This window comes from Pseudomonas sp. 3-2, from assembly GCF_019710535.1.
In the GTDB taxonomy this organism is placed as follows: domain Bacteria; phylum Pseudomonadota; class Gammaproteobacteria; order Pseudomonadales; family Pseudomonadaceae; genus Aquipseudomonas; species Aquipseudomonas pharyngis.
The window spans coordinates 4,322,224-4,342,094 of the sequence record NZ_CP081200.1 but is presented as its reverse complement, the minus strand read 5'-3'; the positions used below and the strand labels follow the sequence as shown (position 1 = coordinate 4,342,094).

19 protein-coding genes are annotated in these 19,871 nt (G+C 57.5%); 8 read left to right on the top strand and 11 right to left on the bottom strand.

Annotated features, from left to right (window positions below; all coding sequences use genetic code 11):
• Positions 1-531: 531 nt before the first annotated feature.
• The 3 genes from K3819_RS19535 to K3819_RS19525 all read left to right on the top strand — a co-directional run bounded on the left by K3819_RS19535 (position 532) and on the right by K3819_RS19525 (position 4,814).
• The gene (locus K3819_RS19535) at positions 532-3,117 is read left to right on the top strand and encodes a TIR domain-containing protein (RefSeq protein WP_221397763.1); all 2,586 of its coding nucleotides are present in this window, start codon (positions 532-534) and stop codon (positions 3,115-3,117) included.
• Complete coding sequence (locus tag K3819_RS19530; protein WP_221397762.1) at positions 3,117-3,995, top strand: DUF4231 domain-containing protein; 879 nt, start codon at positions 3,117-3,119, stop codon at positions 3,993-3,995. Before K3819_RS19535 ends, K3819_RS19530 begins: the two co-directional genes overlap by 1 nt.
• A 459-nt stretch (positions 3,996-4,454) precedes the next feature.
• Positions 4,455-4,814: a DUF6124 family protein gene (locus K3819_RS19525; protein WP_085608241.1), complete on the top strand. Its 360-nt coding sequence runs from the start codon at positions 4,455-4,457 to the stop codon at positions 4,812-4,814.
• A 103-nt stretch (positions 4,815-4,917) separates the two neighbouring features.
• Here the strand turns inward: K3819_RS19525 and K3819_RS19520 are convergent, their stop codons facing one another.
• Together K3819_RS19520 and K3819_RS19515 are read right to left on the bottom strand one after the other, a co-directional pair.
• On the bottom strand, positions 4,918-5,322 hold the full coding sequence (locus tag K3819_RS19520; RefSeq protein ID WP_221397761.1) for a hypothetical protein: 405 nt from the start codon (positions 5,320-5,322) through the stop codon (positions 4,918-4,920).
• Positions 5,323-5,464: 142 nt separating this feature from the next.
• Entirely contained in the window at positions 5,465-6,130 is a 666-nt protein-coding gene (locus K3819_RS19515; protein ID WP_221397760.1) for a TIGR02466 family protein, read from the bottom strand.
• Between the two features lie 186 nt (positions 6,131-6,316).
• Between K3819_RS19515 and K3819_RS19510 the strand changes: the two genes are divergently transcribed.
• Entirely contained in the window at positions 6,317-6,526 is a 210-nt protein-coding gene (locus K3819_RS19510) for a hypothetical protein (protein WP_221397759.1), read from the top strand.
• 3 nt (positions 6,527-6,529) lie between these two features.
• Here the strand turns inward: K3819_RS19510 and K3819_RS19505 are convergent, their stop codons facing one another.
• The 6 genes from K3819_RS19505 to K3819_RS19480 form a co-directional block, all read right to left on the bottom strand.
• Positions 6,530-7,321: a transporter substrate-binding domain-containing protein gene (locus K3819_RS19505; RefSeq protein ID WP_178076496.1), complete on the bottom strand. Its 792-nt coding sequence runs from the start codon at positions 7,319-7,321 to the stop codon at positions 6,530-6,532.
• A 59-nt stretch (positions 7,322-7,380) separates the two neighbouring features.
• Entirely contained in the window at positions 7,381-8,244 is an 864-nt protein-coding gene (gene copD / locus K3819_RS19500) for a copper homeostasis membrane protein CopD (protein ID WP_221397758.1), read from the bottom strand.
• A gap of 3 nt (positions 8,245-8,247) precedes the next feature.
• Entirely contained in the window at positions 8,248-8,622 is a 375-nt protein-coding gene (copC, locus tag K3819_RS19495) for a copper homeostasis periplasmic binding protein CopC (RefSeq protein ID WP_221397757.1), read from the bottom strand.
• 31 nt (positions 8,623-8,653) lie between these two features.
• Positions 8,654-9,511 (bottom strand): copper resistance protein B, encoded by an 858-nt coding sequence (locus tag K3819_RS19490; RefSeq protein WP_221397756.1) that lies wholly within the window; start codon positions 9,509-9,511, stop codon positions 8,654-8,656.
• Positions 9,512-9,522: 11 nt separating this feature from the next.
• Positions 9,523-11,241: a copper resistance system multicopper oxidase gene (locus K3819_RS19485; RefSeq protein WP_221397755.1), complete on the bottom strand. Its 1,719-nt coding sequence runs from the start codon at positions 11,239-11,241 to the stop codon at positions 9,523-9,525.
• A gap of 95 nt (positions 11,242-11,336) precedes the next feature.
• Entirely contained in the window at positions 11,337-11,819 is a 483-nt protein-coding gene (locus tag K3819_RS19480) for a hypothetical protein (protein WP_064598036.1), read from the bottom strand.
• A 165-nt stretch (positions 11,820-11,984) separates the two neighbouring features.
• Between K3819_RS19480 and K3819_RS19475 the strand changes: the two genes are divergently transcribed.
• On the top strand, positions 11,985-12,644 hold the full coding sequence (locus K3819_RS19475) for a ribonuclease T2 (RefSeq protein ID WP_221397754.1): 660 nt from the start codon (positions 11,985-11,987) through the stop codon (positions 12,642-12,644).
• A 53-nt stretch (positions 12,645-12,697) separates the two neighbouring features.
• On the opposite strand, the gene K3819_RS19470 is transcribed toward K3819_RS19475, so the two are convergent.
• Positions 12,698-13,555 carry a LysR substrate-binding domain-containing protein gene (locus K3819_RS19470; protein WP_221397753.1) on the bottom strand — a complete coding sequence of 286 codons (858 nt, stop codon included), beginning with the start codon at positions 13,553-13,555 and terminating at the stop codon, positions 12,698-12,700.
• Positions 13,556-13,665: 110 nt separating this feature from the next.
• Here K3819_RS19470 and K3819_RS19465 point away from each other — a divergent pair, with 110 nt between their 5' ends.
• The 3 genes from K3819_RS19465 (at position 13,666) to K3819_RS19455 (ending at position 16,934) form a co-directional block, all read left to right on the top strand.
• The gene (locus K3819_RS19465) at positions 13,666-14,370 is read left to right on the top strand and encodes a haloacid dehalogenase type II (protein WP_221397752.1); all 705 of its coding nucleotides are present in this window, start codon (positions 13,666-13,668) and stop codon (positions 14,368-14,370) included.
• A 31-nt stretch (positions 14,371-14,401) separates the two neighbouring features.
• Positions 14,402-15,175, top strand: coding sequence for an aldolase (locus K3819_RS19460; protein ID WP_221397751.1), 774 nt, complete (start codon positions 14,402-14,404; stop codon positions 15,173-15,175).
• Between the two features lie 187 nt (positions 15,176-15,362).
• On the top strand, positions 15,363-16,934 hold the full coding sequence (locus tag K3819_RS19455) for a GGDEF domain-containing protein (RefSeq protein ID WP_064598025.1): 1,572 nt from the start codon (positions 15,363-15,365) through the stop codon (positions 16,932-16,934).
• A 60-nt stretch (positions 16,935-16,994) separates the two neighbouring features.
• On the opposite strand, the gene K3819_RS19450 is transcribed toward K3819_RS19455, so the two are convergent.
• Both K3819_RS19450 and K3819_RS19445 read right to left on the bottom strand, forming a co-directional pair.
• The gene (locus tag K3819_RS19450) at positions 16,995-17,285 is read right to left on the bottom strand and encodes a hypothetical protein (RefSeq protein WP_221397750.1); all 291 of its coding nucleotides are present in this window, start codon (positions 17,283-17,285) and stop codon (positions 16,995-16,997) included.
• Positions 17,286-17,362: 77 nt separating this feature from the next.
• Complete coding sequence (locus K3819_RS19445) at positions 17,363-19,792, bottom strand: TonB-dependent receptor (RefSeq protein ID WP_221397749.1); 2,430 nt, start codon at positions 19,790-19,792, stop codon at positions 17,363-17,365.
• Positions 19,793-19,871 lie beyond the last annotated feature (79 nt).

The following is a 19,871-nucleotide window of genomic DNA, read 5'->3' as shown; positions in this document are numbered from 1 at the left end:
CGGTTTAACACTCACGAAACACGCCTGACTCGACGGTAAACAGTGCCAGGATTGGAGCCGAGAACCGCTGCTTAAAATTTGCTAACGCAGTCGGCAGAGGGGATGGGACAAGGAGGGAGAAGAACAGAGCTGGTACGCAACTGGTACGCGGGTTGGAGGCCAGGCGCTTGGGCCTTTATTTGCGGGAGGTAAAAGAGAGGTCAATCCGATCCATCATCGGCGCGACGGAGAAACGGCGGGAGAGTGGGGCGGGTGTGGCGGAGATTGGGGGCATTGGGGGTACGGAATCGGTGTGGCTGGGAGGTGGGGGAGTTTATCAGGAATGGTGTGAGGAGGCTGGATGAGTCGAGGGGGATGGAGGGGAGATTCCGAGACCATAGAGTGCCGAATTTCTTGTGTACGGGTCGATAACTCCGCCTCTTCATTCGGATCGCCGTGAGTAGACAGTCTGCTGGCAAAATAGTAGCTTCGCTTCTGATCTCATTATGCCATCCATGGTAATGCCAATAAAAATTTAGGGATAAATTATTCATGCGTTCTCCAGTAAAAGTTTTTGTCAGTTACAGCCACGAAGATGAATCTTATAGAAATGATCTAGTAAAGTATTTTTCAAATATGGTGCGTAATAAGGAAATTTCTACTTGGACTGATCGAGATATTAGTGCAAGTCAGAAGTGGCGAGAGGAGATCGATAATAATCTTAATGGAACACAGGTTATAATTTTTTTAGTAAGTCCGGATTTTATTAATTCGGATTATTGTGTGGATGTTGAGATGGCTCGTGCGTTGGAAATGCACCGTGAAAATCAAGCCTTGATTGTTCCGATATATATACGCGCTACAGATGTGAAACATTCGCCGCTGGCTGAAATTCATTCTTTACCGACTGACAGGCGGCCAATAAAATCTTGGGATGATAAAGATCGTGCTTGGTTGGATGTGATTGAGGGGCTAAGGAAAACAATAGCTACTTTGCCGGAGGAAAAAGAGATGGCGACAGTTGTTGATTTGACTTTGAAACTCACAGAGTCGCATCGAAGCTGGCTGGATGATACCGAAATTGCTTTGGTTCATCGCTTAGTCCCAAAGGTTAAACTTAGTGATGTCTATGTTCCTCCAGATTTTACGTTGAAGTCAGGGGATTTTAGTAATGTCAGGAAAGTAGTAGGTTACAGAAAAATATTTGAGGATCTTGAAGGTATTATTGTTATTGGAGAGGAGCAGGCTGGTAAAACGTCATTGGCTAAATTTATTATTAGGGAGGGGTTGGCTGAGGGTTTTTTTCCTGTGTATATAAGTGGAAAGGATGTAGTTTCTGCTGCAGTAGATAAACTCATCGCAAGGCGAATTTCTGAGCAGTACTCTGAGAGTTTGGGTGGCTTTGAAAAGTCAGGCAAAAAACCTCTGCTGCTGTTGGATGATTTTCATCTCATTACGCTCAATAAGAAATATATTGCCCAACTTGTCGATCACATAAAATCCGTATTTGCAAAGGTCGTGATTTTTGCAAAAGATACTTTTAGGTATGTATTGCCAGATCACGCGTCACTTGAAAGTTTTCAAATAATGAGTATTCATGATTTTGGAAATGTTAAGCGTACTCAGTTAATTGAGAAGTGGGTTGCGCTAGGTCGAGAGGAACATATTGATGAAGCAGAGCTTTTTAAAGAGTCTGATGAAATAAAGGTCAGGGTAGACTCCATTATTCGTAAAAATGTTGTTCCTTCAAAACCAATATTTATTATTTCCGTATTACAGATGCTAGAGGCTTACACCTCCCAGAGATTGGAGTTGACCTCGCATGGTCATTGTTATCAGAGCTTGGTTTACCAAGCGCTTGAAAAAATCAATGTTAAATCTAATGAGATTGATAAATATATTAATGTGCTATCGGAACTTGCTTGGAAACAGTATTCCAATGATGGTGAGCCTCTTTCATCTAGGGGGCTGGTGGAGTTCTTTGAGGATTACGAGAGACAGTTTTTGAGTGTCGATAGGGTAAAGGTTACTCAGGATCTTATAAATTGCCACCTGCTACGTGATGTAGATGGTAAGGTTTCATTCAAATATCCATATATATACTATTTTTTTGCTGCAAAAAAAATTGCAGATACTTTTAGTAAGGATATTGAAATCAAGAAGGAAATTACTCGGCTTTTGGATGGGCTTCATAGAGAGGATCATGCGAATATCATAATTTTCATTACTCATCACACTAAAGATGCTTGGATACTTGATGAGATACAAATGTCTTTAATGGCATTGTTTTCGGATAATCGCTTGGCAACTCTTCAAGCAGAAGATCTTAGTTTTTTGGATGAGTTTCTTAAAGAGATTCCTAAGCTGGTCATGGTTGAGCGGGAAGTTCAGCAAGAGCGTTTAAAACGTGATGAAGCTTTGGATGAGATGCAGTTATATGATCAGCAAGATTTGTCAGGTGGTGAGTATGAGCCTGTTGTCTTGACGGAGGGGGATACCAACTTATTTGCAAATGTTAATAAAGTGTTCAAAGGCTCTGAGCTCATTGGTCAAATAATTAGAAATAGACATGCATCTTTGAATAGAGAGGAGATGACACATCTTCTACGAGAAACCTACGGTTGTGGATTAAGGTTTTTGCAGTTTTTTATTGAATTGTCTGATATGGCAAAAGAAAGCGTGGTTCATACCATCTCCCATGAAATGAGGGAAAATCCACTTCAAACGAACTTGGCAATTGAAAAGGAGGCCAAAAGTACATTTTTATCAATGACCTTTGTTGCAATATATGCCGTTCTGAAGAAGATGGCAACTTCAACTGGATGTGCAGAGGCGGAAGAGATTTATAAAAGCTTGGAAGATGAAATTTCTAGTCCCGCTATCAAGATAATTAACCAAGCCATTACTTTGGATTTTCATAAGAGAATTGATTTCAAAGCTCTCAGTGCATTGGCCGATGAGTTTAAATCCAATGCGGTGTGTGATCGGATATTGAAAGAGATCGTAATACAGCATGTTTACATGTTTCCAGTGAATTATAGAGATAAGCAGAAAATATCATCGTATTTGAATGTCCCAATGGAACGGCTGCAGCTTCAAGATGTGAATAAAAACGTAAAAATGCTTGAGGCTAAGTGATGGTTATTGATGATAGTTTGCCCGAAGGGTTTTATCCAAGTATCCAGAGGGCTGCAGGGCAGAGTTCGAAATTTTATCAGAGAGTTCATTATTCATTATTGCTGATAAATTTGTCTTTGCTAGTTGTTGCGGCGATTTTGTCTAAATTTAAAATTCAATTTATAGATTTTGGTTACAATCAAACGATTCTTTTGGCTCTTGGTTTTGTAATTCTGATTTATTTAGGGGTAAGTAAGCCTGAAAGGATCTGGTATTCCAAAAGGTCGCTTTCTGAGACAATAAAAACATTGAGTTGGAGGTATTGTTGTGTTTCTGCCCCATTTGGAGGTTCAGAGCCAATTGACAGTGCTCTGTTTTCTGAGCGCATTCGTGAGTCTTGTTTAGAAAGTCATGCGTTGGATAGATTGAGTTCGAGCAGTTCATTGCTTGTTTCTCCAACTAAAGAAATGTTGCGTGTTAGACAGCTCTCTCTGGAGGAAAAGGTCACTTTTTATACTTCCTGCAGGGTGAGAGGGCAATTAAAGTGGTATTTGATGAAAGCAAGAAGAAACAAAATAATCCATTGCTGTTTGTTTGTTTTACTTTGCTTGTTCAGTATTTTGTCAGTGGTTTTATCTTTTTTGAAAGAGTTCCAATCTGGCGTGGATATGCCCACGGATGTGGTCATTGCTCTATCCAGCTCATTAATTGCTTGGATGCAATCGAAAAAATACGTTGAATTAAATGCTGCTTATGAAATGACTGCTTATGAAATAGAGTCTGCGAAGAATATGGTTCACTCTATTTCAAATTTTTCGGAGTTTGAGAGGTATGTCGATGAAATGGAGAACCTCTTCTCTCGTGAACACACTCAATGGATTGCCAAAAGATCTTCTTGATTTTACTGATTTAGAGTAAGGGGGCGGATTTGTTTGGATGTGAAAGTGTGTATAAACAGTCCCCAGTTTCGCGCAAGCCAAAAAGCTGGGACTGTTTTAAACAAAAAACTCACTCGTTTAAATGACTCATTCTTTCGTCATACACGACCTACACTACCTTGCGCCACCCCCTACACCTAAGACAGAATCCGCCGGCTTGTGCCTCTAGCACGCGGGTTCTATCGTTCCTGGGTCACTGAAATCCAGTGATCGGGTTTGGTAGCCCGTATTCCGTCAGAAGCACAAGACTACTGTCTTGCGGAGGCTTTCAGTGCCTTCGTTTTATGGTGGTCATGCGCAGGGCATCTTCGGATGCGCCGGGGTTCCTGACGGCCGGTCTACCAACCTGCGTATGGCCTCCACCCTAGTTTGGTAGCGAAGGTGGCGGCTCCTAACCTCTTATCCGTCGGGAGTTACTCCATGTTCAAACCAACACCCAACCCACCAGAAACCGATCCAGTCTCCCCCTACAAATTCCCCGATTCACGAACCCTGAACGAAGCCGCCGAACGCGCCCTCGATCACTACCTCACCCCACAGCAACGGATCATGGGCAGCCACACCCAACATGACCCGATGTACTTCGCCAACCCGGCCTACGACACCGAATCCCTGCTCGCCAACGCCAGCGAGTCCTTGGGATCAGCCTCCGAAATGCTCAACAACTTCGCCGCCTCCCTGGAACCCGCCCACCGCAAAACCGCCATCGGCATTGCGCAGTTGGTGATGTTGGGGTCTTTGGCGGTGAATCAGGCGTTGGATAACGTCGAGCCGAAGTAGGTTACTGCAACCCTCCGTGGCAGATGGGCAGTTTGCTGACGCGGAGGTTTCGTCACCCGTGTGATGAAGGGAAGGGCAGTAGAGCATGTGCGCGCAGCGCAGATTATTTTCGATAGTGCCTGTAGATTTCTTTCCATATGTATCTGTATCGGAACTCAAGCCAACGTATCAGCAGTTTGTCTATTTGGCGTCGATAACCGCTGCGCTCTCGGGCTTTCAGATTTTCCCTGATGTCAGACGTTAGTTGTTCAAGGTTGAAAGCAGACCAGATCATCGGGATCACTGTCTCAAGGTTCGAATGGCAGACAGGGGCGACTTCCTCGTAGAGAATTCGCTTTATCTCTTGCGGGTCGTAATCTTCGGTCTGGCACGCGATGGATTCGTAGTTGACCTCGTTGTCTACAAACGCGTCGGACAGTGCCCAATAGACGTGGGAGCGCTCTTTCTCAGTCGCTAACGCCCAATCGCGCTTGGTGGAAGATGTCTTCCGAGTGGTTGGTTCAGCCATTTTTGACGTCCTGTCATGCGATGGTGTCAGCCTTGCTTCCAAGGGCGACCGGGAATGTAGCTTTCAAAACGCACCAAAAAACGAGATTGAATTGATTTGTTCTGAAGCTTAGAACCGTAAGCAACTTATCAACTCTGGAATCTCAAGCACCAAAATTAAACGCAATCGAAATCCTTGGTCTCGTCCCTTCAAACCGTCGAACCGAATGCATCAGCCACGATGGAAACATGATGAAGGTGCCGCTGCTGGCGGCGCAGGTGCTGCTGAAGCCTGCGGTGATGCAGTCTTCGACGCGCATTCGCAGTGCGGGGTTGTAGGTGGAGGCGACCATGCCGCGTGGGTCGGCGAATTCCAAGTCGCCGCCGACGGTCGGGTCGTCTTCTCGGCCGCCGGCGTCCACCCAGTAGACGCCTGACCAGAAGGCGCCCGGATGTCCGTGGAGGGCGTTGCTGTGGCCTGCGGTATTCACGTTGGCCCAGGCGTTGAGTTTCCATTCGAAACTCGGTTCGGTCAGGCCGAATTGTTCGCTGTGCACTGCCGTCATTTGCACGGCGAACGCTTTGGCGAATTTCACGAGAGCGTCGCTGGCTTCTTCGCCCCATTCATGGAAGTCGTTCGCGGACTGCCAGCCGCCGTCGTTACTGCGCTGGGCGCCGCTACGATCTTGCGCCATGCGGGTTGTGATGATGGTTTTCAGTTGGGAATTAAGTTTTGCGGCATCGGGGTACTGGAGGCTGGCGAGGGGCGTTGTGAACAGCCGTCGAATCTTTATCAGGTCAGGATTTACCAAGTGGCTGGTCGACGGCATTGCGGGTTCTCTGGGTTGCTCAAGTTGCAAAAAACTATACCGAGCCAACTGAAAGGCCGATGTAAACCTTTGTGAAAGGCCAAACCTGAACCCCCGCTGAAAACCCCGTAAGTTTCATCTTCCCGCCACCCGCGCAGGCCTACGATCCCTCCACAAGATCCCGACCCCACCCGAGCGCCACACACCATGAACAATCCACTCAAAGCGCTGTTGCTCGTCGCCACTGTCTCGGTTTTAAGCGCCTGTTCCGGCTCCGGTGGTTTGACCACCACCAGTTGTTTCTCCAGCGACTGTCAGTCGCCGGAGGCGCGGAACGTGAATACGTTGAAGTTCGGCGGGAGCAATATCGGTAACAGTTTCAACCAGTACAGCTCCGGCCTGATGCATGACGACTGAGGTTTACTGAGCTGCGGGTACGGCGATCCATTCGCTCAGGACTTTCTGGTATTTGCCGGTGACTTTGCTCAGGTGCAGCCACTGGTCGACGTAGAGTTTCCAGCTGATGTCGTCGCGCGGCAGCAGGTAGGCTTTTTCGCCGTATTGCATGAACTGGCTCGGGTTGACGGCGCACAGGCCGGGTTTGAGTTTCTGCTGGTAGAGGGCTTCGGAGGCGTCGGTGATCATCACGTCGGCCTTGTTGTCGAGCAGTTGCTCGAAGATGGTCACGTTGTCGTGCAACGCCAGTTGCGCCTTGGGCAGAAAGGCGTGGACGAAGGCTTCGTTGGTGCCGCCGGCGGGTTCGACCAGGCGCACGTTCGGCTGGTTGATCTGGTCGATGGTCTGGTATTTGGACTGGTCGGCGCAGCGCACCAGCGGGATCTTGCCGTCGACGTCGAGGGTGTTGCTGAAGAAGGCTTTTTTCTGGCGTTCGAGGGTCACCGAGATGCCGCCGACGCCGATGTCGCATTTGCCGGCCTGCATGTCCGGCATCAGGGTTTTCCAGGTGGTCTGCACCCATTCGACCTTTACCCCGAGGCTGTCGGCCAGGGATTGCGCCATGGCGATGTCGATGCCTTCGAATCCGCCGTCCGGGCGTTTGAAGGTGTAGGGCTTGTAGTCGCCGGTGGTGCAGACGCGCAACTGGCCTTGTTGCTGAATGGTGTCGAGGTGCGAGGCCGGTTCTTGTGCCTGGGCGCCGCCGGCCATGGCCAGCAGGCCGCAGAAGATCATCGTGCTTTTTGGAATTGTCATTGTGATCGGGCTTGTGCAGTGGAGGTGCGGGCCAGTGTAGTGAATGGGTTTGCCGGGTGTCACCCCGGTTCCGGGCTCAACGTGCCCAGCCACGCCACCAGTCCCACGATCAGAAGCGCAATCATCAGCTCCAGTGCCACGCTGCGGCGCAAGGCGTTGGCCGCCATTTGATGCTGGCCGGCGCGCAACGATTGCTCAAGCAAAGGCCCGAGGTGGAAGCGGTTCAACGCGGCCAACACCAACATTCCCCCGAACAACACAACCTTTATCGCCAGCAGAATACCGTAGGTGCCGAGCAGGACTTCGCCCAGTGTCGGGCCGACGATGAACAGGTAATTCGCCACGCCGGTGATCGAGAGGATGAGCACAATTGCCGCGCCGACGCCTTCGAAGCGTTTGACGGAATCCGCCAGCGAACGAATGCGCGCTTCGCTGCACAGTGCATCGAGCCGCGACATCAAGATCAACGCGAGCATGGCGCCCAGCCACGCCCCCGCTGCGAGCAGGTGCAGGATGTCGCTGAGCAGGTGCCACGCGTTATCCATCGCCCCGTGTCCGCTCCAGGCCAGGGAGGCGAGGGCGACGGCGCCGGCCATCGACGCCAGCCACAACCCCGGCCAGATCATCACGACGATCAGCGCAATCATCCGCACCGCCCATGCCGTCCCGACATCGGTTTCAAACAGCATCATTTGCAGGTGCGGCCACAGCGCCGCGAACTCCGTTTCGCCACTCATGGCGCGGGTCATCAGCACCAGTCCCGCCACTGACAGCAGCGCCCCGATCAACGCCATCCCGCGCAGCATCGGCCGAAACCGCAGCACCGCATCAACGCTGTACAGCACGAACAACGCCAGCCCGAACAACAGCAGCAAATCCACATACAACGCCAGACGCAGGAGGATGTTGATCAGTTCAGCCATCACTCACTTCACTTTGAACGTGACGTTGCCGGTGATCGGGTGCGTGTCCGACGAAACCGCGCGCCATTCGACCTTGTAGGTGCCGGCCGGCAAGGGCGTGAGCGGGGTGACGAGCATGGTTCTCGGGTCGCTGCCAGCGCTGACTTTGGCCTTCATCGGCATCGGCGAATGAGCCATGCCGGGCATTTTGGTCATCACCAGTTTGGCGGCGGAGAATTGGGTCAACAGATCCTCCGAAAAGCGCAGTTCGATCTTGCCGGGCGCCGCGCCGTCGGCACCTTCGGCCGGGGTCGACGACAGCAGTTTCGGATGGGCCTGGGCCAGGGTGCTCAGGAGCAAACCGCTGGCGAGGACAAGGGAGATTTTCAGTGTGCGCATGCAAGACCTCGGTGTTGTTTTTTGATGGAATTCAGAACCACAGCCGTACGCCGAGGACGAGTCGCGCTTCGCTGCGATCCTCGCTTTCTTCCCGTGCGTAATCGGCGGTTTGGCCGTAGGTGCGGTTCCAGGTCACGCCGATGTAGGGCGCAAATTCGCGGCGGATCTCATAGCGCAGGCGCAGCCCGGCTTCGGTGTTCGAAAGGCCCGAGCCGATCCCGCGTTGCGGGTCGTTTTTGCCGTAGACGTTGAGTTCGGCGGTGGGCTGCAGGATCAGGCGATTGGTCAGCAGGATGTCGTAGTCGCCCTCCAGCCGCACCGCGCTCTGACCGTTTTCACCGAGGAACGCCGTGGCTTCGGCTTCGAAGTTGTACAGCGCCATGCCCTGCAAACCGAACGCGGCCCAGGTTTGTGGAGTGCCGGGTTTGAAGTCCTGGCGCACGCCGCTGACCACGTCCCACCACGGCGAAATCGCGTGGCCCCACAGCGCCTGGATTTCCGCGTCTTCGGTCTTGCCGTTGCTGCGTTCGCCTTCGGAGCGCAGCCACAGTCGATCGATGTCGCCGCCGATCCAGCCGGACAAGTCCCAGGCCAGAGTGCTGGCGTCGTCGGCGTCCTGCCATTCGAGTTTGTCGGCGAGGAAGTACGTGTTGATGGCGCTGTCGTGGACCTGATGTCCGGCGTGGCTGGTGAACACGGCGGCGCGGTCGGCGTCGGTCAGTGCCGGGATCGGTGTGCGGCTTTCGGTCGGCGCGGCGGGCTGCATCATGCCGTCGTCCATGCTTTGCAGATCGCCCATCCGGCTGTGATCCATGCCCTGCATGTCGCTGGCGGCGAAGGCCGGAGCCATCGACAGAAGCGACAACGAAAGCGCGGCAAATCGAGTCATGGTCGGCATCCTCATTCTTCCACCCGCACTTCGCGGAACATGCCCATTTCCATGTGGTACAGGAGATGGCAGTGATAGGCCCAACGGCCAAGCGCATCGGCGGTCACGCGATAGCTGCGACGGGTGCCGGGCGGCATGTCGATGGTGTGTTTGCGCACCTGGAAATTGCCGTTTTCGTCTTCCAGATCGCTCCACATGCCGTGCAGGTGGATGGGGTGGGTCATCATCGTGTCGTTGACCAGTACCAGGCGGATTCGCTCGCCGTACTTCAAACGCAGGGGCTCGGCGTCGGAGAACTTGATGCCGTTGAACGACCAGGCGAATTTCTCCATGTGGCCGGTGAGGTGCAGTTCGAGGGTGCGGCTCGGGTCGCGGCCGTCCGGGTCTTCGAAGGGGCTGCGCAGGTCGGCGTAGGTCAGCACGCGGCGACCGTTGTTGCGCAGGCCAAGGCCAGGGTCGTCGAGTTTCGCGGCAGTGGTCATGGCTTGCATGTCCACCAGCGGGTTGTCCTTTTCGCTGTCGGGGTGCGACTGCATCGGGCCCATGTTCATGCTCGAGTGATCCATGCCGCTCATGTCCATCGAACCATGATTCATTCCACCAGAGTTCATGCCGCCCATACCCATGTCGTCCATGGTCACCAGCGGGCGCGGGTCCAGCGCCGGCACCGGGGCCGACAAACCGACGCGGGCGGCGAGGGTGCCTCGGGCGTAACCGGTGCGGTCCATGGCCTGGGCGAACAGGGTGTAGGCGTCGGCGGCGGGTTCGACGATCACGTCATAGGTTTCCGCCACGGCGATGCGCAACTCGTCGACGCTGACCGGTTTGACGTGCAAGCCATCAGCGGCGACCACGGTCATTTTCAATCCGGGAATTCGCACGTCGAAGTAGGTCATGGCCGAGCCGTTGATCAGCCGCAGCCGCAGCTTTTCGCCGTGGCGAAACAGGCCGGTCCAGTTGTTATCCGGAGCGTGGCCGTTCATCAGGAAGGTGTACGTGGCGCCGCTGACGTCGGCGATGTCGGTGGGATTCATCTTCATCTGCGCCCACATCGTGCGGTCGGCGACGGTGGCACCCCAGCCTTTTTCACCGACGTCGTGGATGAAATCACCGACGGTGCGCTTGTGGAAATTGTAGTAGTCGGACTGCTTTTTCAGGGTTTTCATCAGGCTGGCCGGGTCTTCGTCGGTCCAGTCACTGAGCATCACCACGTAGTCGCGGTCGTACTCGAACGGCTCCGGTTCCCGGGCGTCGATCACCAGCGGCCCGTAGACCCCGGCCTGTTCCTGCAGGCCGGAATGGCTGTGATACCAGTAGGTGCCGTGCTGGCGAACCTTGAACTGATAGACGTACACGCCACCCGGCTCGATGCCCTTGAAACTCAGGCCGGGCACGCCGTCCATGTTGGCCGGCAGCAGAATGCCGTGCCAGTGGATCGAGGTGCTGTCCTTCAGCCGGTTGCGCACCCGCAGCGTCACGGTGTCGCCTTCGCGCCAGCGCAGCAGCGGGCCGGGCAGGCTGCCGTTGATGGTCAGGGCGGTGCGAGGCTGGCCGGTGAAGTTGACCGGGGTTTCGCCAATGAACAGCTCGAAGTCGGTGCCGCTTAACTCATTAACCTGGCGGGGGCTGTTCAAGGCCCAGACCGGCGTGCGCCACAGGCCGAGGCCGCCGAGCAGACCGCCGGCGGCGAGGCCTTTGACGAAAGTGCGTCTTGAGGTGGTGGAAGGCATGCGCTGGAAGTCCCCGTTTGACCAATGACGGGGAGGCTAACCGGCGGCAGCTTTCAGCTGGCTGAGGCGCGGATTACAGTTGTGTCAGGTTCAACCTACAAACCGAGACCTTCCTGGACTACCAGCAGCAGGTTGTTCTCCGTCAACGCAATCGCATCCAGCTGTTGCCCGGTCTCGAGCGTCTGCAACCACCAATGGCTTTCGCCGTGTTCATCGACCGTGCGCAGCAGCGATGCTTCGCGCCCCGGCAGGACGATTTGCACTCGCCCTGCGCCGTCTTCGGTGAAGCGGGCGATGGGGTCGAACGTCAGGCTGTGGTGGTTGGCTTCGATGATCAACTGGTCGATGGCGTAGTCGTGGGTCTCGCCATCCGAAGAAGATTCGCAAACATGCGTAGGATTGCGCCGAATCTTCAGTCCTACTTCGGTGACCGGTTGCAACCAGCCCTCGATACGGTGATACAAGGCGTAGACCTGAGCCGGCCAGCAATCGATTTCCAGTTCGGCGCAGGTGATTTCGTCAGCATGGGTGTGCCGGGTTTGTTTGAGTTTCGCGGCGAGTTCGTCTGCTTTACTCATGTCGGTTCCCTGTGGTGATTTCAACTTCATCGTAGTCCTTTCAAAGTAATGCACGTTTTGCCCTGCGTCATGCGCCTGCAACACGGGCATGACTCAATCAGCGTCTGGCCAAGTGATGGTCAGACCACAGAAACCACGGACGCACGCGTCCCAAGGAACGGGAACATGAAAAAGCTTTTTACAATTATGGCGCTGATTGCGCTGACGGTCGGTAGCATCGGCCTGAGTTCGGCACGCCAGTCGTCCGCCAGCAAGGCGGAATCGGTGGCGGGGGTATTCGATTACTACCTGCTGACGTTGTCCTGGTCGCCGACCTTTTGCCTGACCCACAAGGATGACCCGCAATGCACCGGCAAGGGTTACGGTTTTGTCCTGCATGGCCTGTGGCCGCAATACGCCAAGGGCGGCTGGCCGCAATCCTGCCCACCGCTGACCAACCTGTCGGCCGCCGAAACGGCCAAAGGCCTGACGCTGTTCCCGACCAAAAAACTGCTCGATCACGAATGGAGCAAACACGGCACCTGCAGCGGCCTTGGAGCCATGGGTTATCTGGACGAAGCGGACAAGGCCGTGGCTGCGGTCAAAATCCCGGAAGAACTGCAACCGTTCAGTAGCTCCTATTACTTCGAAGCGCAGGAAATTGCCGACCTGTTCCGCAGGAGTAATCCGGGCATCCCGTCAGACGGTATCGCCGTCATCTGCAACGGCCCGGAACTCTCGGAGGTGCGCGTGTGCATGGGCAAGGACCTGCAATTCGGCGCCTGCGGCAAGGGCGTGAAAACCCAGTGCCGGGCGGGGGATATTCGAGTACCGCCGTCGCGTTGACCGACCATAAAAACTGGCGCCTGAAAAGGGCGCCTGTTTTTTTGCAATCAACCTCAAGCAAATCCCCCCGCATCCACCCCCAATTCCCCCCGCAAAAACTCCACCAGCCCCCGCTGCAATCCACTCAACACCCCCTCGCGACTGACCAGCGCCAGTTCCGTCGGTGGCAGCGACGGCAAGTCCGTGCACACCCGATGCTCCGGCAACACCGCCGAAGCCGGCAGCACCGAAACCCCGAGCCCGGAGGCCACCGCCGCTTGAATGCCGGTCAGGCTGTGGCTGCCGAAGGCCACGCGCCATGGGCGTTGCGCCACGTCGAGCAGGCGGATCGCCCGTTGTCGGTACAGGCAGCCCTGGGGAAACAGCGCCAGCGGCAGCACGCCAGTGGAGGCATCGAATTCCACGCCTTTGACCCACACCAGTCGCTCCGGCCAGGTCGCCCAGGCCGGGCCGCTGTCGGGTTCGCGTTTGATCAGGGCGATGTCGATTTCGCCGCTGTCGAGGCGTTGGCGCAGGTCGAGGCTCATGCCGCTGACGGTTTCCAGCCGTGCTTGCGGGTGGCTGCGGGTGAAGCCGGCGAGGATCAGCGCCATGCGTCGGGCGTCGAAGTCTTCCGGCATGCCGATGCGCAGGATTTCCAGATCCACGTCGCTGGCCAGTGCTTCGCTGGCCTCGGCGGACAAGGCCAGCAGGCGGCGAGCGTAGTGGATCAGCAGTTCGCCGTGCTCGGTGACGCTGACGTTCAGCCCGGTGCGGTCGCGCAACAAAAGGGCGTGGCCGACCAGGTCTTCGAGTTTGCGCACCTGTTGGCTGACCGTGGATTGGGTACGGTGGACGCGTTCGGCGGCGCGGGTGAAGCTGCCTTCATCAACCACGCAGACGAAGGTTTTCAGCAGTTCCAGATCCAGCATGGCGGCGGTCTCGATATTTGTTTGGCAACTGACGGTCGGCTATTTATTTAATTTCACACTATCACCCCGGGTTCATAAGCTGAAGCCCTCACTTTCAGAGGAATGCCCCCATGACGTTGATCAACACACCGCGCCCGCAATGGCTGACCTTCGATTGCTACGGCACCTTGATTCAATGGGACGAAGGCCTGCGCGCCGTGGCCGAGCGGATCCTCAGCGAGAAGGGCGAGCACCGGGTCGACGCCGGGCGCCTGATCGAGGTCTACGACCGCCACGAACATCGCCTGGAACAGACACCGCCGCATCGCTCGTTCCGCGAGCTGAGCACTCTCGGCCTGCAACTGGCCCTGGAAGAACTGGGCCTGACGAGTGGCAGCGAAGACAGTCAGCGCCTGGCCGCCGCGATCCCGCAGATGCCACCGTTCCCCGAAGTCGTCGAGACCCTCGCGCAGCTCAAGGCCAAGGGCTTCAAGCTGTGCATCGTCTCCAACACCGATGACGACATCATCGCCGGCAACGTCGCTCAACTCGGCGGCCACATCGACCGGGTAATCACCGCGCAACAGGCCGGCGCCTACAAACCGGCGCCGCGGCTGTTCGACTACGCTCATGAGCAATTGGGCGTCAGCCGCGATCAGGTGGTGCACATCTGCGCCAGCCCGATGCTCGATCACACGGCGGCCCGCGACATGCATTTTCGCTGTGTATGGATCGACCGCGGCACTGGTCGTCAGTTGCTGCCGGACTATCGACCCGACGCGATCCTCAACACGCTGGACGAAGTGCTCCCGCTGTTCTCGTCCCTTGGCTGGTAAGAAACCTCGCCCGTCATCAAGGAGTTTCGCCATGGCCCACACCCTGACCGGCAGCGCCCGAGCTGCGCGTTCCGGCTCGTTGAACCTCGACAGTGAAGCCATCCTCACCGCCCGTCACGAGCTGGCGGCGTGCTTTCAACTGGCGGCGCTGCACGGGCTGGAGGAGGGGATCTGCAATCATTTTTCGGCGATGTTGCCGGGGCACGATGACCTGTTTCTGGTCAATCCGTACGGCTATGCGTTTTCCGAAGTGACGGCGCATAACCTGCTGGTCTGCGACTTCGCCGGCAACGTGGTGGACGGCGAGGGTCAGCCGGAAGCGACTGCTTTCTATATTCACGCGCGCCTGCACCAGCGGCTGCCTCGGGTGAAGGTCGCGTTCCATACGCACATGCCGAACGCGACAGCGTTGTGCCTGCTGGAGGGGCCGCCGCTGTTGTGGCTGAGTCAGACCGCGCTGAAGTTCTACGGGCGCACGGCGGTGGACGAGCATTACAACGGGCTGGCGCTGGATGAGCGTGAAGGCGACCGGATTGCCGAGGTGATGGGCGAGGCCGACATTCTGTTTTTGAAGAACCACGGTGTGATTGTCGCCGCGCCGACCATCGCCGAGGCCTGGGACGATCTGTATTACCTGGAGCGTGCCGCGCAGGTGCAACTGCTGGCGATGGCCACGCAACGGGTGTTGAAACCGGTACCGCATGCGGTTGCGCAACGGGCCTACGAGCAGATGCGCGAGGGCGATCCGGAAAGTGCGCGGGCGCATCTGCACAGTGCAATGCGGCGGTTGTCGAGCCGGGGGTAAAAGCGAGGAAAACGGGCAGGCAAAAATAATTCGCGTCGCAGGTCATCCAATTACGCTGCGCGCCGATAGCAACAGGGTCGGGATTGTCTCGGTGGCGCTTGGTTGCCCCACACAACCCGGTGGGCTACGCTCACAAAAACAAGGGTTTCGGGCTTTTGCCCCTGTCGTACCTGCCCAGGACACGCTTTTGCCTATCCCCATTCACGATCCGCACCAGGCCCCCGGCGGCACCCTCAAGCGTTTGCCCCTGCGCAAGGCGGCGGTGTTGTTCATCGTGGCTGTGTGTCTGAGCCTGTCCGGTCTGTTGTATTTGCAGATCGAACAGTCGCGGCGCCAGGATCTGGCCAACGCACAGGTGTCGTCGGCCAACCTGACCCGGGCCATGGCGCAGCAGGCCGAAGACACTTTTCTGGCAGCGGATCTGGTGCTGACCAGCCTGGTCGACTGGGTTCAGGACGATGGCTATGGCGCGGAGCAGAAGCCGCGCTTGCAGAAAACCCTCGCGCGGCGGGTGCAGCAACTGGAGCAGTTGCACGGCATGTTCCTGTTCGACCGCGAAGGGCAGTGGGTGATTACCTCGTTCGCGGATCTGCCGCGCGGCCATGGCGTGGCCGATCGCGAGTACTTCAAGTTTCACCAGCAGAACGTCTCGGCCGTGGCGCACATCGGCCCGGCGATCCGCAGCCGTGAGAACGGCGAGTGGATCATCCCGATCTCGAAACGGGTCAACGACCACGCCGGCAATTTTCAGGGCGTATTGCTGGCCGGGATCAAGATGTCCTACTTCGACCGGTTCTTCAAAAGCTTCAGCCTGGACGACAACGGCACCATGTTCCTCGGCCTGACCGACGGCACCTTGCTCGCCCGGCGGCCTTTCGACGAGAGCCTGATCGGCACCTCGCTGGCCAAGGGCGAGATCTACCAGAAGTTGCTGCCCAATGCAGCCGCCGGCACCGCGATGATCGATTCGGTGGTCGACGGTGTCACCCGTCTTTATGGTTACCGGCAGCTGGAAAGCTACCCGTTGGTGGTCGCGGCGTCTTCGTCCCGGGACACGATCCTCCAGGGCTGGTATGACCGGGCGTTCCAGTCCAGCGTCATCGTGGCGCTGGTGATGCTCGGCGTGGGGCTGTTCGGCTGGGTGTTCATTCATCAGGTGCGCGATGGCGAGCGGATCGAGAAAAACCTGCGCAAGGCCCAGCGGACGCTGGAGCAGATCGCCACCCACGACAGCCTGACCGGGTTGGCCAACCGGCGTCTGTTCGAGCGCTCGCTGGAGGTGGAGTTTGCCCGGGGCGCGCGGCAGTCGAGCCCGGTGAGCCTGATCATGCTCGATATCGATTTCTTCAAAAGCTACAACGATGCCTACGGCCACGTGGCCGGCGACCATTGCCTGACGCAGGTCGCGCAGGTGGTGAAGAACTGCTGCCAGCGCAAGTCCGATCTGGCGGTGCGCTATGGCGGGGAAGAGTTCGCGGTGTTGCTGCCGGACACCGACATCAACGGCGCGCTGGCGATTGCCGGGCAGATCCGCCGCAGCGTCATGGACAAGCACATCACCCACAGCGGTTCGCCCACCGGTTATCTGACGGTGAGCCTGGGCTGCTACTCGTTTATTCCACTGGGCAACGACAGCCCTGAGCTGTTCATCCAGCGCGCCGATGCGGCGCTGTATCAGGCCAAAAACGCCGGCCGCAATCGCGCGGCCGTGTTGTCGATGGACGTCGGTTTCGGCGAATTGCTACGTTCGGATCGCTGACAAAAAACGATAGGGTTCAGACACAGGCCATGGCGTTTACCACGGCCTGCTCTTGTTCGTTCAGCCGCCAGTGCCACCGCCGGCACCGCCCGTGCCGCCACCGGCCGAACCAGTGCCCCCGCCTGCTCCCGAGCCCGAACCGCTGGCACCGCCGTTGGTGCCCGTCCCGCCACCCGCGCCGCTGCCGCCCGACGGCGAGCCCGGCGTATTGTCCGTTGGCATGGGCGAGCCATTGGTCGAGCCGGATTTGGTGCCCGTGGCATCGGCGCCGTCGTTGGCGGCGAATGTCGCGGCTGAGCCTGTGGCCAGCAGGCCGATCAACAACAGCGAGGTGAGTTTGCGCGTCATCATGGTCTGTCTCCGGAAAGGGGATTACCTGATATTGGTCAAACGCGCCGAACCCTTGGTGCCGGCCGGATGACGAGCGGTCAGAAGTCCACGGTGGCCGACACCTTCAGCGTGCGCGGTGTGCCCTGGGTCAGGTAACCGCCGTTGGCCGAGGCCCAGTAAGCTTCGTTGGCGACGTTCTCCAGATTGGCCCGCAGGGTGATCTGCTTTTCATCCAGTTTGAAGGCGTAGCGCGAGCCGAGATCGAAGCGGTTCCACGCCGGAATGCTTTGAGTATTCGCCGCGTTCAGGTACTGGCCGCCGGTGCGCAGCATGCGCGCGCTGAGTGCGGCACCTTCGAGACCCGGAATGTCCCAGTCAGCGCCGAGGTTGAACTGGAAGCGCGGCACCCCGACGGCGCGATTGCCGTCATTCACGCCGTTGCTGCTGCCTTCCAGTTCAGTTTTCATCACGGTTGCGCCGCTGAGCAGGCGCAGGCCGTCGAGCGGTTCGCCGTAGACGTTGAGTTCCACGCCTTTGTTGGTCTGCTGGCCGTCGACCCGGAAGATCCCGTCCTGGGTGTAGCTCGACGGTTGCTCGATGCGATAGACGCCGAGGTTGGCGCCGTAGCTGCCCATGTCCAGGCGCACGCCGGCCTCGATCTGTTTGCTGCGCACCGGGGCGAAGGTTTCGTCGCGATTGATCGCGGTGGTCGGCGGCGTCGGGCCCTTGGCCAGGCCTTCGATGCGGTTGGCATAGAACGACACATGCTCCCACGGCTTGATCACCAGGCCGTAGACCGGGGTGGTGATCGACTCTTCATAACTCGAGGTGCGGGCGCCGGTGGCGGTGCTCCAGCCGTCGACTTTCAGCTCTTGGCGACGCACGCCGAGGGTCAGCAGGATGCGGTCATCGACGAAGCCGAGGGTGTCGGAAATCGCCTCGCTGCGCAGGGTGTTCTTGCCGGTGATGCGCGGGTCGTTGATGTCGCTGGCGAACGAGGTGGGCGCCGGGCGCGGTTTGTCGGTGACGTTGTACAGGTTGGTGCTGTAGCGCCCGGCGGTGCCGATGGTTTCGAACGCCGAGCGCTGCTCGCCCCAGATGCCCGCCCAGCCGAGGTTCAACTGGTGCGTGACGGGGCCGGTTTCGAAACGGCCGTTGAGCCCGGCCATGGCGCTCTGGTTGTCCTCGTCGTGGGGCGAATAGAGCATGCCGCCACGGGCGCTGCCGTTGAGGTCGGTGACGGTCAGCGACGAGTAAACCCCGTTCTCGCGGGTGTGCTTGGCGCCGCCGGACACGTAGGCGGTCCAATTGTCGTTCAGGTCATATTCGGCGCGGGCCATGCCGAAGGTGTCTTCGAGTTGCGAATAGCTCCAGCTCTGGGCATAGCTGGCGTTGGCGTGCGGCACCTTGGGGGCTTTGGTCAGGCTCGAATCGACATAGACCACCGAGCGGCCCTGGTTGATGACCTGCTTCTGATAGCCGAAATCGGTCGAGACCCGCAGGCGATCGCCGCGATAGTCCAGGCCGACGCTGAACAGCGACGAGCGCTGGTCTTCGTCATCGACGGTGGTGTCGCCTTCGCGCTGCATCAGGTTGACCCGCGCGCCGAAGCGGTTGTCCTCGCCAAAACGCTGGCCCAGATCCAGATGCCCGCCGACCCGACCGTCGGCGCTGTAATCGAGGGTGACGCTGCGGGTCGGCGTGTCCATCGCGCGTTTGGGTTGCAGGTTGATCCCGCCCCCGATGCCGCTGCCGCTCGGGGTCACGCCGTTGACGAATGCATTCGGGCCCTTGAACAGTTCAACCCGGTCCAGCGCTTCGACGGCAATGATCTGCCGGGGCAGCACGCCATAGAGGCCGTTATAGGAAATGTCATCGGAGGCCAGCGGCAGGCCGCGGATCATGAACATCTGCGAGAAGTTGCCGAAGCCGTTGGACTGGCGCACCGAGGCATCGTTGAGCAACACATCGCCAACGGTCTGGGCCTGTTGGTCGGCCATGGTCTTGGCGGTGTAGCTGGTGACGCTGAAGGGCAGGTCGTTGACCTCCTGGTTGCCGAGCATGCCGATCTGCGCGCGGCGCGCGACCTGTTCGCCGCCGTAGGTATCACCGCTGTCGTCGCGCAGGGCGCTGACGTTGGTGGCGCCGAGTTCCAGCGCGCCGTCCGCCGCGACTTTCGGCGCCACGGTGTAACCGTTGTGGCCGGTGCTGATCAGCTCGAAACCGCTGCCTTCCAGCAACCGGGCAAAACCGCTCTGTGCGGTGTAGCTGCCTTGCAGGCCCGGGCTCTGGCGATTGCCCAGTTGCGCCGGATCGAACGACAGCGGCACGCCGACGCTGACCGCAAATTGCGCCAGCACATGGCTGAGCAGGCCGGGGCCGATGTTGACGGCGCGGCTGGCGCTTTCACTGACGCTGTCGGCGGCGTGGGCGGCGCTCGGCAGCAGTGCGCTGAGGGCCAGGGCCAGGCTCAGGTTCAGGGCCTTGAGCGCAAACGTGGCGGGGCGGGGCGATGGCATTGCGGTCATTCGGTGTTCCTGTCGGGGGCGTGGAATTGAAAGGTCTATCCACTCACCGGACGAGACGCGAAAAGGTATCAGTGAATAC